The 13,980-nt window shown below is 64.8% G+C and carries 14 protein-coding genes; 10 read left to right on the plus strand and 4 right to left on the minus strand.

From position 1 onward, the window contains the following. Nucleotides 1-26 precede the first annotated feature (26 nt). Nucleotides 27-965: a helix-turn-helix domain-containing protein gene (locus IVB12_RS27625; protein ID WP_247303805.1), complete on the minus strand. Its 939-nt coding sequence runs from the start codon at nt 963-965 to the stop codon at nt 27-29. A 211-nt stretch (nt 966-1,176) separates the two neighbouring features. Between IVB12_RS27625 and IVB12_RS27630 the strand changes: the two genes are divergently transcribed. Both IVB12_RS27630 and IVB12_RS27635 read left to right on the plus strand, forming a co-directional pair. Beyond that, on the plus strand, nt 1,177-2,094 hold the full coding sequence (locus tag IVB12_RS27630) for a pirin family protein (RefSeq protein ID WP_247303806.1): 918 nt from the start codon (nt 1,177-1,179) through the stop codon (nt 2,092-2,094). A 63-nt stretch (nt 2,095-2,157) separates the two neighbouring features. Continuing rightward, nucleotides 2,158-3,072, plus strand: a complete 915-nt coding sequence (locus IVB12_RS27635) for a phosphoribosylaminoimidazolesuccinocarboxamide synthase (RefSeq protein WP_247303808.1) — start codon at nt 2,158-2,160, stop codon at nt 3,070-3,072. Nucleotides 3,073-3,233: 161 nt separating this feature from the next. Here IVB12_RS27635 and IVB12_RS27640 read toward each other — a convergent pair whose 3' ends face one another. After that, nucleotides 3,234-4,727, minus strand: a complete 1,494-nt coding sequence (locus IVB12_RS27640) for an NAD-dependent succinate-semialdehyde dehydrogenase (RefSeq protein ID WP_247303810.1) — start codon at nt 4,725-4,727, stop codon at nt 3,234-3,236. Between the two features lie 164 nt (nt 4,728-4,891). Beyond that, nucleotides 4,892-5,212 (minus strand): hypothetical protein, encoded by a 321-nt coding sequence (locus IVB12_RS27645; RefSeq protein ID WP_247303812.1) that lies wholly within the window; start codon nt 5,210-5,212, stop codon nt 4,892-4,894. Nucleotides 5,213-5,539: 327 nt separating this feature from the next. On the opposite strand from IVB12_RS27645, the gene IVB12_RS27650 reads away from it, so the two are divergent. Then, nucleotides 5,540-6,736, plus strand: coding sequence for a serine hydrolase domain-containing protein (locus IVB12_RS27650; protein WP_247303814.1), 1,197 nt, complete (start codon nt 5,540-5,542; stop codon nt 6,734-6,736). 290 nt (nt 6,737-7,026) lie between these two features. Here the strand turns inward: IVB12_RS27650 and IVB12_RS27655 are convergent, their stop codons facing one another. After that, nucleotides 7,027-8,028, minus strand: a complete 1,002-nt coding sequence (locus tag IVB12_RS27655; protein WP_247303816.1) for an adenosine kinase — start codon at nt 8,026-8,028, stop codon at nt 7,027-7,029. A gap of 123 nt (nt 8,029-8,151) precedes the next feature. On the opposite strand from IVB12_RS27655, the gene murJ reads away from it, so the two are divergent. From murJ to IVB12_RS27690, 7 genes are all read left to right on the plus strand, one after another. Continuing rightward, nucleotides 8,152-9,684: a murein biosynthesis integral membrane protein MurJ gene (murJ, locus tag IVB12_RS27660; protein WP_247303818.1), complete on the plus strand. Its 1,533-nt coding sequence runs from the start codon at nt 8,152-8,154 to the stop codon at nt 9,682-9,684. A 94-nt stretch (nt 9,685-9,778) separates the two neighbouring features. After that, entirely contained in the window at nt 9,779-10,831 is a 1,053-nt protein-coding gene (trpS, locus tag IVB12_RS27665) for a tryptophan--tRNA ligase (protein WP_247303820.1), read from the plus strand. A gap of 97 nt (nt 10,832-10,928) precedes the next feature. After that, a complete protein-coding gene (locus IVB12_RS27670; RefSeq protein ID WP_247303822.1) occupies nt 10,929-11,423 on the plus strand; it encodes a universal stress protein in 495 nt (164 codons plus the stop codon). Nucleotides 11,424-11,578: 155 nt separating this feature from the next. Beyond that, nucleotides 11,579-12,148: a NifU family protein gene (locus IVB12_RS27675; protein WP_247303824.1), complete on the plus strand. Its 570-nt coding sequence runs from the start codon at nt 11,579-11,581 to the stop codon at nt 12,146-12,148. A gap of 157 nt (nt 12,149-12,305) precedes the next feature. Next, nucleotides 12,306-13,001 (plus strand): tRNA (adenosine(37)-N6)-threonylcarbamoyltransferase complex dimerization subunit type 1 TsaB, encoded by a 696-nt coding sequence (gene tsaB / locus IVB12_RS27680; protein ID WP_247303826.1) that lies wholly within the window; start codon nt 12,306-12,308, stop codon nt 12,999-13,001. After that, nucleotides 12,998-13,483: a ribosomal protein S18-alanine N-acetyltransferase gene (gene rimI / locus IVB12_RS27685; protein WP_247303829.1), complete on the plus strand. Its 486-nt coding sequence runs from the start codon at nt 12,998-13,000 to the stop codon at nt 13,481-13,483. Before tsaB ends, rimI begins: the two co-directional genes overlap by 4 nt. Before the next feature lie 37 nt (nt 13,484-13,520). Beyond that, nucleotides 13,521-13,976 carry a Fur family transcriptional regulator gene (locus tag IVB12_RS27690; RefSeq protein WP_247276470.1) on the plus strand — a complete coding sequence of 152 codons (456 nt, stop codon included), beginning with the start codon at nt 13,521-13,523 and terminating at the stop codon, nt 13,974-13,976. The last annotated feature ends 4 nt before the right edge of the window (nt 13,977-13,980 follow it).

The following is a 13,980-nucleotide window of genomic DNA, read 5'->3' on the forward strand; positions in this document are numbered from 1 at the left end:
GCTTGCGGGGAGAAGCGAAGAGCCCATCACGCCGGGCTGGCCTTGAGCCGCCGATATTCCGTCGGGGTCATGCCGGTCACCGCCTTGAAGGCGCGGTTGAAGGGACCGAGTGACTGGAAGCCGGCATCCATGGCGATGGTGATGACGGGGACCTCGGCCTGGGCGGGATCGGCGAGCGCGGCCTTGGCACCCTCGATCCGGTGATTATTCAGGAACACATTGAAGTTGCGGTAGCCGAGCCGCTGGTTGATCAGCCGGCGCAGCCGGTATTCGGGAAACTTCAGCCGGTTCGCCAGCGCGCCGATAGTGATGTTCTCCTGGCGATAGATCCGCTCGTCCGCCATTAGCCGCATCAGGGCGTCGGTGAGCTTCTGGTCGGCGGCGTCCTCTGCCGCTGGGGGTTGGCTCAAAACAATAGGCCGCGCTGTTTCAGCGGCAATCGGAAACAGGTCGGCGCCATCGACGCGCATCATCGCACAGGCGATGGCCGCAACGATGCAGGCGAGCACGCCCGCATTGATCATCTTGGCGATATCGCCAATCTCGGTGCCGGCCACGCCAATCTGGAGCAGCGCGTTCACCCCGCCACAGAGCGCGGCCGCGCAGACGATGAAGACGCGAACGCGGCGACGACGCTCGACCAGATCGGCCGACCACGACTTGATCGTCTGCACCACCGCGAGCGCAATGAAACCGAGCACGATCAGATTGACGATGGTCACAGCAGGCCGGACGTTTCCGCTCCGCGCGATCCAGAGACAGTTGACGAGGCTGAACGCGGTCACCAGTCCCCAGATCAATCCGTGCCACCAGCGCAGGCGAAACTCGTCGTCGAACAGCGCGCGCGTGAACAGCCAAAACACCACGATGTTGCCCGTCGACAATGCGATCAGCGGCAGATGCCAGGCCTGCACGATGACGTTCTTCTCGCGCTCCAGCTCGTCCGGCTTGCCGTCTTCGCTCAAGCTTCGCCGGCCGAGCATTGCTGTGGGCCCGGCGCAGCGTTGCGGAGACGGGACCGGCCGATCCAGTACTCCGAGACGGTTGCGATTCAACCGAAAGGCTGCAGCGCACTGGATGCCCCGCCTTCGCGGGGCATGGCAGCAGGCTCTGACGCGACGGCGATGCGAAATCGTGCTACGATCGCGCCGAATAAAGACAAAAAGGAGTCCATCCATGAGCTGGCAACCCTCCAATGATCCCGTGCTCGGCGATCCCATGTCCTGCGATGCGCTCGATCTCGTCATCGTGCCGCGCACGCGCGATCTCGGCGACGGATTCGTGGTGCGGCGCGCATTGCCGCATGGCAAGCGGCAGATGGTCGGGCCCTTCATCTTCTTCGATCATTTTGGCCCGGTGCAGTTCGTCTCCGGCAAGGGCATGGACGTGCGGCCGCATCCGCACATCGGGCTTGCCACCGTCACCTATCTGTTCGACGGCGCGATCATGCATCGCGACAGCGAAGGCAATGTCCAGGAGATCGCGCCCGGCGCGATGAACCTCATGACCGCAGGGCGCGGCATCGCCCATTCCGAGCGCACGCCCGACGCGCAGCGCGCCGCGGGTCAGAAGATGCTCGGCCTGCAAAGCTGGATCGCACTGCCGGCCGGATCTGAAGAGATCGCGCCGTCATTTCAGCACTATGCCGCCGGCGACCTGCCGATGGTGTCCGAGCGCGACTTCACCGCGCGGGTGATCGCGGGCTCCTCGTTCGGCATCGCCTCGCCTGTTACGATGGTGTCGCCCTGGTTCTACACCGAGGTCACGGCGGTAGCGGGCGCGAGCGTGCCGCTCGATCCCGATCACGAGGAACGCGCGATCTACGTGGTGGACGGCGAGATCGAGATCGCGAACGAGCGCTACGAGGGGCCGCGGCTCTTGATCTTCCGCCCCGGCGACCGCATCACGGTGAAGGCACTGAAGGCCACGCGGATGATGTTTCTCGGCGGCGATGCACTGGAGGGCCCGCGCCACATCTGGTGGAATTTCGTCTCCTCCAGCAAGGAGCGGATCGAGCAGGCCAAGCAGGACTGGAAAACCGGCCGCTTCGCCGCAGTTCCGCAGGAACATGAGTTCATTCCGCTGCCGGAATAGGCTATCCCGGTTTTCGGCCGCGCTGTCAGCCGCGGCCGGATTCCTTGTGCGAAGGCTGTGCCGATGACCAACATGCTCTCCAGCGACCTGCCGCTCTCCAAGATCGGACGCGGCAAGGTGCGCGACATCTACGCCGTCGACGACGACCGTCTGCTGCTCGTCACGACCGACCGCATCAGCGCCTTCGACGTTGTGATGGCCGAGACCATCCCGATGAAGGGCGCGGTGCTGACTCAAATCAGCGCGTTCTGGTTCAACGAATTGGAAGGCGTGGTGCCGCATCACATGATCAGCGCCGACACCGACGCGATCATCTCGGCCGTGCCGGCCTTGATGCCCCACCGCGCCGAGATTCTCGGTCGCGCCATGCTGTGCAAGCGCACCACCGTGTTCCCGATCGAATGCGTGATCCGCGGTTATCTCTCGGGCTCGGCGTGGAAGGAATATGCCACGAGCGGCACGCTGGCCGGCGAGAAGCTGAAGGCAGGGCTCGTCGAGAGCGAGAAGCTGGAGCCTGCCATCTTCAGCCCGGCAACCAAGGCCGAGAGCGGCCATGACGAGAACATCACCATCGCGAAGATGCGCGCCGTGGTCGGCGACGAGGTTGCCTACACGCTGGAGGGCATGACGCGCGCGATCTACACGCTTGGCGAGGAGCTGGCCCGCGAGCAGGGCATCATCATCGCCGACACCAAGTTCGAGTTCGGCCGCGACAAGGACGGCCGCATCATCCTGATCGACGAAGTCATGACGCCGGATTCCTCGCGCTTCTGGGCGGTCGATACCTACAAGCCCGGCCAGCCGCAGGCGAGCTTCGACAAGCAACCCTTGCGCGACTATCTCGACGTTGAGCGCCGCGCCGGCCGCTGGAACGGCGACGCCCCCCCGCCCCCGCTGCCGGCGAGCGTGGTGGAGGCGACCAGCAAGCGCTATCTTGAGGCGTATCGCCGCGTGACTGGGAAAGAGCTGAAGATTTAGCCTCTGCTCTTGCACCTCGCTCCGCCATTGCGAGGAGCTCTTGCGACGAAGCAAATCCAGACTGCCTCCGCGGAGCGATTTCGCAACGACTTTGAGGGGCGAGGCTGCCTCTCTGGCGTGGCGCTCGCCTGCTTCATATTCAAGACAACACCGGCGGCGGCCTACACCCCCGCCATCATCACGTATTTGATCTCGACATATTCGTCCATGCCGTGATGTGAGCCTTCGCGCCCGAGGCCGCTCTCCTTGACGCCGCCGAAGGGTGCGACTTCCGTGGTGATGAGGCCGGTGTTGACGCCGACCATGCCTGATTCCAGCGCTTCGGCGACGCGCCAGACGCGGCCGAGATCGCGGGAGTAAAAGTAAGAGGCGAGGCCGAACGGCGAGGCGTTGCACATCGCGATGACATCCGCTTCGTCCTTGAAGCGGATGACGGGCGCGAGCGGACCGAAGGTTTCCTCCTGCGACACCAGCGAGTCCGGCTTGACGTCGGCAAGCACCGTCGGCTCGAAGAACGAGCGTCCGAGATCGCTGCGCTTGCCGCCGGTGACGACCTTGGCGCCGCGCTTGACGGCGTCGGCGATGTGACGCTCGACCTTGTCGACCGCCTTCATGTTGATCAGCGGACCCTGCGTGACGCCGCTCTCGGTCCCGTCGCCGATCTTCATCGCCGCGACCTTCTTCGACAGTTTCTGCACGAACTCGTCGTAGATCCCGTCCTGGGCATAGAGTCGGTTGGCGCAGACGCAGGTCTGGCCCATGTTGCGGTATTTCGACACGATGGCGCCTTCGACTGCGGCGTCGATGTCGGCATCGTCGAACACCACGAACGGCGCGTTGCCGCCCAGCTCGAGGCCGAGCCGCTTCACGCCGACGGAGGCCTGCTGGTAGAGAATCTTGCCGACGGCGGTCGAGCCGGTGAAACCGACGAAGCGCACCGCCGGATGCTCGCACAGCACCTTGCCGATCGGCGGCGCGTCGCCCGTGATGATGTTGAACACGCCTTTGGGCACACCAGCCTTCTCGGCAAGCGCCGCGAGCGCCAGCGCCGACAGCGGCGTTTCGTTCGCGGGCTTCAGCACCACGGTGCAGCCGGCTGCGAGCGCCGGCGAGACCTTTCGCGTAATCATCGAGTTCGGGAAATTCCACGGCGTGATCGCGCCGCAGACGCCGATCGGCTGCTTGATCGCGAGCAGCCGCGCATCGCTCCGCTGCGTCGGAATGGTCTCGCCATAGACGCGGCGAGCTTCCTCCGCGAAGAACTCGACATAGGCGCCGCCGATGTCGACCTCGCCGAGCGCCTCGGCGAGCGGCTTGCCCTGCTCGGAGGTGAGGATCAGCGCAAGGTCCTCCCGGTTGGCGACGATCAGCTCGAACCATTTGCGCAAGATGTTGGAGCGCTGCTTGGCGGTGAGCTTGGCCCAGGCCGGGAACGCGCGCTCGGCGGCTTCGACCGCCTTGGTGGTATCGTCCGCGCCAAGTTGCGGGACTTTTGCAAGCTCGACGCCGGTGGCGGGATTGTTGACGGCGAAAACCGGCGAGCCGACCCAGACGCCATCGATGTAGCAGGCTTCCTTCAGCAGCGACGGGTCCTTCAACCGGTCGCGCAGATTGGACGAGGCTTGCGGGGCGCGGGCGGCGGCGGTCGGGGTCATGGCGTTACTCCTCAGGGCGCGATCGGATTGGCCCGGAATATAGGGGCAGACGGCGCGCAATGCACCGCCCCGCAACGCACATCTGCTGGGAGTTAAACTGAGAGCCGCAGGTCCCTTACCTCTCTCCAGCGGGGAGAGGTAAGGCATCGCGATCACCGCACTAGCTAGGCCGCGCCGCTCAGGTAAGTCTCGCGGCGGCCGATCATGCGCTCGGCTGCTGCCTTGGCGTCCGCCTTCGAGGATGTCGCACAGGTGCGGTATTCAAGCTCGGGGACATGAGAGGTGTCGCGGCGACCGAACCAGGATTTTGAACCGACCGGCAGCAGTGCGAGCGCTTGCGCCAGGTTGTCGACCGCGCCGAAGGAATACAGCGCGCCGGTACCGGCGATGCGGACTTCGTAGATCCCTGGCGAAATAGGCGCCTCCAGATTCTCGCCCCGCCCGGGACGGGGATAGCGCTTCCATTCACTCCAGGTCGAAATCATCTGAGGTCCCCCTCGCCGGTCGGCAACATTTGCATCAAGTCTTAATCGGTCCATCGATCGGGCCGGGTTCTGAACGCGACAGCTCACGAAATGTTTCAAGCGTTCGAAAACTCACGAAACATATTGCCTCAAGCCATCCAAGGTGAGCGCGAGGTGCGGTCGTCCACCGCAGATTGCGTCACCGTTCAGCCGCTCTCGTGCTGCGCTGGTCGCGGGCCGTCAAGTCACGACATCGCGACCGCCGCGGCAGCCGAGATGCTTGCTGCACGCGACCTCCGGGAGGACAATCGATCACTTCCAACAATAATCAAACCGGAGGAAACCCGCATGCAAAGCCAAGCCCAGATCGACGAAGTTCTGCGTCAGAAGAGCGACGCCAAGGAGATTCCCGGCGTCGTCGCCATCGCCGCCAGCGGCAACGACGTGCTGTATCAGGGTGCGTTCGGCAAGCGCGACCTGTCGAAGCCCGATGCGATGACTGCGGACAGCGTGTTCTGGATCGCATCGATGACGAAGGCGGTGACGACCGCCGGCGCGATGCAACTCGTCGAACAGGGCAAGCTGTCGCTGGATGCGCCGATCGGTGAAGTGCTGCCCGATCTTGCCGAGCCGCAAGTGCTCGAAGGTTTCGACGCCAAGGGCGAGCCGAAGTTGCGGCCGGCCAAGGGGCCGATCACGCTGCGCCAGCTCATGACCCACACCGCCGGCTTCTGCTACAACATGTGGAACGGCGATCTCGCCGTCTATCTGGACAAGACCGGCATTCCCGCCATTACCACCTGCCAGAACGCGGCGCTGAAGACGCCGATCATGACCGATCCCGGCACGCGCTGGGAATACGGCACCAATATCGATTTCGTCGGCAAGGCGGTGGAGGCCGTCAGCGGCAAGCGGCTCGATGCCTATTTGCGCGATAATATGTTCGCGCCGCTCGGCATGAGCGACACCGCTTTCAAGATCACCGATAGCATGCGCAAGCGCCTGGTCGGCATGCATGCGCGCGGCGAGGACGGCCAGCTCGCATCGATCCCATTCGAGCTCGAACAGGAGCCGGAATTCCACATGGGTGGCGGCGGCCTCTATTCGACCGCCGGCGATTATATCAAATTCACCCAGATGATTCTCAACAAGGGCCGCGGCAACGGCAACCAGGTGCTGAAGGCGGAGACGGTCGCGACGATGGGACAGAACCACATCGGCGATCTTGCCATGGGCAAGATGACCACGGCGGCGCCGATGTACACCAATGACGTCGATCTCTACCCTGAGCAAATCAAGAAGTGGGGTCTCAGCTTCATGATCAACACCGCCAAGACCGCTGAAGGGCGCAGCGCAGGTAGCCTGGCCTGGGCGGGCCTCGCCAACACCTATTACTGGATCGACCCTTCGCGCGACGTCACCGGCGTGATCCTGATGCAGCTGTTGCCGTTCGCCGACGCGAAGTGTTTGGAGGCGTTCGCGGGCTTCGAGCGCGGGGTTTACGCCGGGCTCGATGCTGCTGGTAGCGGGCAGAAGGCGGCGTGAGGAGCTGATGCTCTCGCCATTCGCGGCGGATCGGCCGTGTCGAAGTGAGACGGCGGCAGAGACGTGAACCTCCTCCCATACTCCCCTGGAGGGGGAGGATAGGTTCGCATGTAGCAAAGCTGCATGCGAACCGAGGTGGGGTGAGGCCGCGGCGAAGATCTCATATAGAAGGCCAACGTAACAGCCGCGAATGCACGCGGGCCAGAACGCAGCACCGAACGTGCTGAAAGACCGTCACCCCACCCCGCTCGCGCTGCGCGCGATCGACCTCCCCCAGGGGAGGGTAAAAGCTAGTCCGTCAGCCCGCGCTGGCCGGCCAGCTCCTTCAGCGATACCTGCGGGCGGGCGCCGATGTGCTGGATCACTTCGGCGGCCGCGAGCGCGCCGAGCTGGCCGCACTGCTTGTAGGGCAGGTTGCGCGCCAGGCCATAGAGGAAACCGGCGGCGAAGAGGTCGCCGGCGCCGGTGGTGTCGACCACCTTCTCGACCGGGAATGCCGGCGCGGCAACGGAATCTTCCGCTGACACCACGATGCAGCCCTTCTCGCTGCGGGTGACGACGCCGAGATTGACGTCGTTGCGCAGCTGCTTCAGCGCGGTATCGAAGTCGGAGGTCGTGTAGAGCGAATGCAGCTCGGCCTCGTTGGCGAACACGATGTCGACGGTGCCGTTGCGCATCAAGGACAGGAACTCGTCGCGATAGCGATCGACGCAGAAGGAATCCGACAGCGTCAGCGCCACCTTGCGCTTGGCGTCATGGGCGATCTTGGCCGCCTTGACGAAGGCGTCCTTGGCGTTCTTGGGGTCCCAGAGATAGCCTTCGAGGTAGACGATGCCAGCGCCAGCGACATCGGCCGGATCGATATCGGCGGGCGACAGGTCCTGCGCCGCGCCGAGATAGGTGTTCATGGTGCGCTCGCCGTCGCCGGTGACCAGAATGTAGGAGCAGCCGGTGGCGGGGCCGTCCGTTGCGGCTGGCGTGTTGAACGCGACGCCGGCGGCACGGATGTCGTGGACATAGAGCTTGCCGATCTGGTCGTCCTTAACCTTGCCGACATAAGCGGCGCGTGCGCCGAGACTGCCGATGCCGACGATGGTGTTAGCGGCCGAGCCGCCCGAGACTTCCGTCGCCGGGCCCATGTCCTTGTAGATGGCGGCCGCCCGTGCCTCGTCGATCAGGGACATGCTGCCCTTGGTCATGCCATGCTTGGCCAAAAAGGCCTCGTCGGTCCTGACCAGCACGTCGAACAGCGCGTTGCCGATGCCGAGAACGTCATATTTCACGTCAGCCATTCACCTTGATCCTGTTGCCCGATTGCGATTACCGGGGAAATCCGCTTCCTGTCGGCCCGAAATCCGGCTCGCGGCCTATCACGACCAGCCCTTCGCGGGCAAGCAACGGTAATATTGCGCCCGATGATCCGCTCCTTCCTGACCGTCTCGACGGGAACGCTGGCCTCGCGGCTGCTGGGCTTTGCCCGCGATTCCCTGATTGCGGCGCTGCTCGGCACCGGCGCCGTGGCGGACGCGTTCCTGGCGGCGTTTCAGCTCGTCAACGTGGTGCGCCGGCTGCTCAGCGAGGGGGCGCTGAATGCGGCGTTGGTCCCGGCCTGGTTGCGGGTCCGCGACCGCGATGACGAGACGGCTGCGGCGGCATTCGCGGGACGGGTGCTCGGCACGGTCTGCGCGGCCCTGGTTGCGATCTCGATCGGCATTGCAGTGTTGATGCCGCTGATCATCACAGTGATCGCGCCGGGATTTCTCGGAAGCGGCACGCTCGATCTCGCTGTGCAGAACGCGCGGCTGATGCTGCCTTATCTCGCCTTCGCCGGACCCGTGACCGTGCTGATGGGACTGCTCAACGCGCAAGGGCGCTTTGCGCTGACGGCGTTCTCGCCGCTGCTGTTCAACATCGCGCTGATCGCCGCGATCGCGGCGCTGCTGCTGTGGCACGCCGATGCGGCCCTCGCGGCGTGGATGCTCGCCGCCACCGTCGGTATTGCCGGTCTGCTGCAATTGCTGATGCTGCTATCGCAGCGAAGCGCGCGCCTTGCGACGCCACTGCGCGTGAGTTTTGACAAGGAGATGCGGGCCTTCTTCGCCAAGGCTATCCCCGGCATGATCGCAAGCTCGGGCCCGCAATGGCTGATCGTCGCGAGTGCGATCATCGCCTCCGCAACACCGTCGGCCGTATCCTGGCTCTATTTCGCCAACCGCCTGATCGAGCTACCGCTTGGCATCGTCGGCGTCGCCATGGGTACGGTGCTGGTGCCGGAACTGACCCGCGCGGTCGGTAGCGGCGACCGCGTCGCGGTGGCGCACGCGGAATCGCGTGCGCTGGAGCTGGCGACTGGCCTCGCCGTGCCGGCCACGCTCGGTCTGATCGTGCTGGCTGACCCGATCGTACGGCTATTGTTCGAGCACGGTGCCTTCAGCGCCGATGACAGCGCGGCCACCGCGCACGCACTGGTGTGGCTGGCGCTGGGCCTGCCGGCGCATGTGCTGATCAAGGCGCTGTCACCGGCCTTCTATGCCCGCAGCGACACGATGACGCCGCTGCGCGCAACCGCCAAAGGCGTCGTGGTGACGGTCGTGCTCGCGCTCCTGCTCGGTCATATCTTCGGCGCGAGTGGGATCGCGGCGAGTATCGCGGCCGGTGCCTGGAGCAGCGCGCTCTCGCTGCTCCGGAAAGGCACGAGCGAGTTCGGCTTCTCGGTCGACGCGAGCGCCCGCACGCGATTGCCGCGGATCGTGCTGGCCGCCTCGGCGATGGGCGCCCTGCTCTGGCTGACCATGGGTCTCGTACCTGCCGAGACCTATGGCTTCATCAAATTCGTCGCGCTGGGTGTGCAGATCGCGGCCGGGATCGTCGTCTACGGCCTGCTCCTGCAAATTCTCGGCGCAGCCTCCTGGCGCGAGGCGGTGAACGCGTTGAAACGACCGACCTAAATCGCGAGCCCCTCGAATTGCCCTTGACGGGGCTGCGCCGCTGTTGGAAACGACGGCCGAATAGCTTCAGGAAGGCTTGCCAGGAAAACTAACCATGCCATTCGTTGAACGGGTCTTTTCGGGCGTCCAGCCGACGGGCAATCTGCATCTCGGCAATTACCTCGGCGCGATCGTCAACTTCGTGAAGATGCAGGAGACCCACAACTGCATCTATTGCGTCGTCGACATGCACGCGATCACGCAAGGGGTCGACGTCTGGGGCGGGCCGGCCGAGCTCACGCGCAACACCCGCGAGGTCACCGCGGCGTTCATCGCTGCCGGCATCGATCCCAAGAAGCACATCGTGTTCAACCAGAGCCAGGTCTCGGGACACGCCGAGCTCGCCTGGATCTTCAATTGCGTCGCGCGCATGGGCTGGCTCGGCCGCATGACCCAGTTCAAGGAGAAGGCCGGCAAGGACCGCGAGAACGCCTCGGTCGGGCTGTTCGATTATCCCGTGCTGATGGCGGCCGACATCCTGCTCTACCGCGCCACCCACGTGCCCGTCGGCGAGGACCAGAAGCAGCATCTCGAGCTGTCGCGCGACATCGCGCAGAAGTTCAACAACGATTTCGGCGACTCGATCCGCAGCCAGGGCGGCAATGACGGCCTGTTTTTCCCGCTGCCGGAACCCCTGATCACGGGTCCGGCAACGCGCGTGATGAGCCTGCGCGACGGCACCAAGAAGATGTCGAAGTCCGATGCGTCGGACAATTCGCGCATCAATTTGACCGACGATGCCGACACCATCGCGCAGAAGATCCGCAAGGCGAAGACCGATCCGGAGCCGCTGCCGACCGAGGAGAAGGGCCTGGAGGCACGCCCCGAAGCCGACAATCTCGTCGGCATCTTCGCCGCGCTCTCCGGCCGCTCCAAGGCCGACGTGCTGCGCGATTTCGGCGGCGGCCAATTCTCCAGCTTCAAGAACGCGCTGGCCGAGCTGTGCGTCACCAAGCTCGCGCCGATCGCGGGCGAGATGAAGCGCCTCGTGGCCGACCCCGGCCATATCGACGCAATCCTGAACGAAGGCTCGGACCGGGCCCGCGCCATCGCCGACGAAACGATGAAGCTTTCGAAAGACATCGTCGGCTTCATCCGCCGGCGCTGATCAACGCGTCTGGCCGGCGTCATAGCGCCGGCCACTCCCCTCTCCCAAACATTGCGGGAGTGTGGCAGCATGCCAGCCGTGCACACGCGGGACATGCATGACCAGCAAGCGACTTTGCTTCGAGCCGGGTCACAAGCCCAAATGCCTCGTCATCGTCGATGACACCGCCGAATGGGATCGGGCGGTTTATTACGCCAGCCGCTGGGCGATCCGCGGCGGCGGCGGCGTGGTGATGCTTCGCATCATCGAGCCCGACCAGCAGAGCCAGGAATGGCTGGGTGTCGCCGACATCATGCGCGCCGAGGCGCATGAAGCGGCGGAAGCCGCGCTCGACCGCGCCGCCGGCCGCGCCAACGGGATCGCCGCGATCACGCCGGAACGGGTGATCCGGGAAGGCGCCGCGATGGAACAGCTGCTCGCAGTGATCGACGAGGACCCCGACATCGCCATGCTGGTGCTGGCCGCAAGTCCTGGTGCGGAGGGACCGGGGCCATTGGTCTCGCTGCTTGCGCATGCGCTTGGAACGTTTCCCGTTCCGGTGACGATCATCTCCGGCGCGCTGAGTGACCAGAGCGTGGATTCGCTATCGTAGCGCGGTGCCTCCCCCTCCAGGGCAGGGTAAATGGCCCAAGCCTCTGATTTTCATTGACTAATGTCTCTTCTCCCCTTGATCGTGCGTTCGCCATCGCCATCTGCTAGGGAAGAGAGCACGCGCCGGCCTTGAACCGGCGACGTCTGGAGAGAACCATGTTCATTCAAACCGAAGCCACCCCCAATCCCGCCACGCTGAAGTTCATTCCCGGCCGCGTCGTGGTCGACGGCAGCCCAATGGAATTTTCGAGCCGCGAAGCCGCAAGCCGCTCGCCCCTCGCCGAAAAGCTGTTCGACGTGCCCGGCATCACCGGCGTGTTCTACGGATCGGACTTCATCACGGTGACCAAGGCGAGCGGTGAGTGGCAGCAGCTCAAGCCCGCGATCCTCGGCGCCATCATGGAGCACTATATGTCCGGCGCGCCGCTGCTCGCCGACGGCACAGCGCAAAGCGATGCCGAGATCGAGGACGAGGACGAGTTCTTCGACGAGGCCGATGCCGAGACGGTCGATATGATCAAGGACCTGATCGAGACCCGGGTGCGGCCGGCGGTCGCCAATGACGGCGGCGACATCACCTTCCGCGGCTTTAAGGACGGCATCGTCTATCTCAACATGAAGGGCGCCTGCTCGGGCTGCCCGTCGTCGACCGCAACGCTCCAGCACGGTATCCAGAACCTCTTGAAGCATTTCGTGCCCGACGTCGTCGAAGTCCGGCCGATGTGAGTTGCACGGTCTGCGCACCGATTTCGCTCCGTCATGCCCGGGCTTGTCCCGGGCATCCACGTTTTTGGGGCCGCAAAGTCGTGGATGGCCAGGTCAAGCCCGGCCATGGCCGCCAGAACTTTAGGCATCATCCAATTGCCAATGCTATGATCGCGTTATGCTGATCCTCGCCATCGATACTGCGCTCGACGCCTGCGCGGCCGCGGTGCTCGACACCGAAACGGCCGAGCTTCGCGCGCAGGAATCGGTGCCGATGAAGCGCGGGCATGCCGAAGCGCTGATGCCGCTGATCGCGCGGGTGATGAAATCGGCAGAGCTCAGCTTCACCGCGCTCGACCGCATCGCGGTCACGGTCGGTCCCGGCAGCTTCACCGGCCTGCGCGTCGGTATTTCGGCGGCGCGCGGCTTTGCGCTGGCGGCGAAGCGGCCGGCCATCGGCCTGACCACCTTGTCGGCCTATGCCGCCGCCGTCGTCGGCCAGAACAGATCGGCGCCCGTGATCTCCGCGATCGACGCGCGGCACGCCCACGTCTATTTCCAGATCGTCGCCGGCGACGGCAGCCAGCTGGTGCGACCGAGGGTCGCCGGCATCGATGAGGCGATCGCGGCCTCGCAATTCGGCGCGCCGCATCTGGTCGGCAATGCCGCAAACATTCTCGCCGAGCGCTGGCCGAAGGATGCACCGCAACCCGTCGCGGTCGACGCACAGGCTGCGCCTGATATCGCCTGGGTCGCCTGGCTTGGCGCCGCGGCCAATCCCGACGCGACCCCAGCGCGGCCGTTCTATCTGCGCGCACCCGATGCCAAGCCGGCCGCGCAGCCACAGCTCGCAGCAAAAGCCGCAACCTCATGATGAGATGGTTTTCGCAATGGTGGCGCGGCGGCACCGCCGCCGTTGAGCCCGCGTCCGCGCGCGATGCCGCACGGCTGGCGCAGCTTCACGGCGCCTGTTTCGCACGCGGCTGGGGCGAAGGCGAGTTTGAGAGCATGATCAGCGAGCGCAACACGCTGGTGCATCGCTTGCGCCTCGGCCGCAAGACGATCGGCTTTGCGGTGTCGCGGATCGGCGCGGACGAAGCGGAAATCCTCTCGATCGCGCTCGATCAGGCCCATCGCGGCCGCGGTCTCTCCCGCACGCTGCTGATGACCCATCTCGGCCATCTCGCGGGACGCGGCGTGCGCACAATATTTCTCGAAGTCGAGGAAAATAACCAAGCGGCGCGTCGACTCTACGATCGGGCCGGATTCACGGTGGTCGGACGCCGCGAACGCTACTATAAGCAGCCGACCGGGGAACAGCTGAACGCCCTTCTGATGCGACGTGACTTGGCGTAACATTGATGGCAGAAAGCGCCCCGTCAGGCAGACAATCATGACCGCACTGAAAACTTCTTCCGCATCCAAGGCGTCCGGCATCGAGGCACGGTGCGCCGCCACCGGCATGCGCATGACCGAGCAGCGCCGCGTCATCGCCCGCGTGCTCGCGGAATCGGTCGATCATCCTGACGTCGAGGAACTGTACCGGCGCTGCGTCGCCGTCGACGACAAGATCTCGATCTCAACGGTCTACCGAACGGTGAAGCTGTTCGAGGATGCGGGCATCATAGAACGCCACGATTTCCGCGAAGGCCGCGCGCGCTATGAGACGATGCGCGACAGCCATCACGACCACCTGATCAACCTGCGCGACGGCAAGGTGATCGAGTTCACCTCGGAGGAGATCGAGAAGCTCCAGGCCGAGATCGCCCGCAAGCTCGGCTACAAGCTGGTCGATCACCGGCTCGAGCTCTATTGCGTCCCGCTCGACGACGACAAGCCGACGTCTTAGTTTA

Origin of the sequence: Bradyrhizobium sp. 179 (assembly GCF_023073535.1) — a bacterium.
Taxonomy (GTDB): domain Bacteria; phylum Pseudomonadota; class Alphaproteobacteria; order Rhizobiales; family Xanthobacteraceae; genus Bradyrhizobium.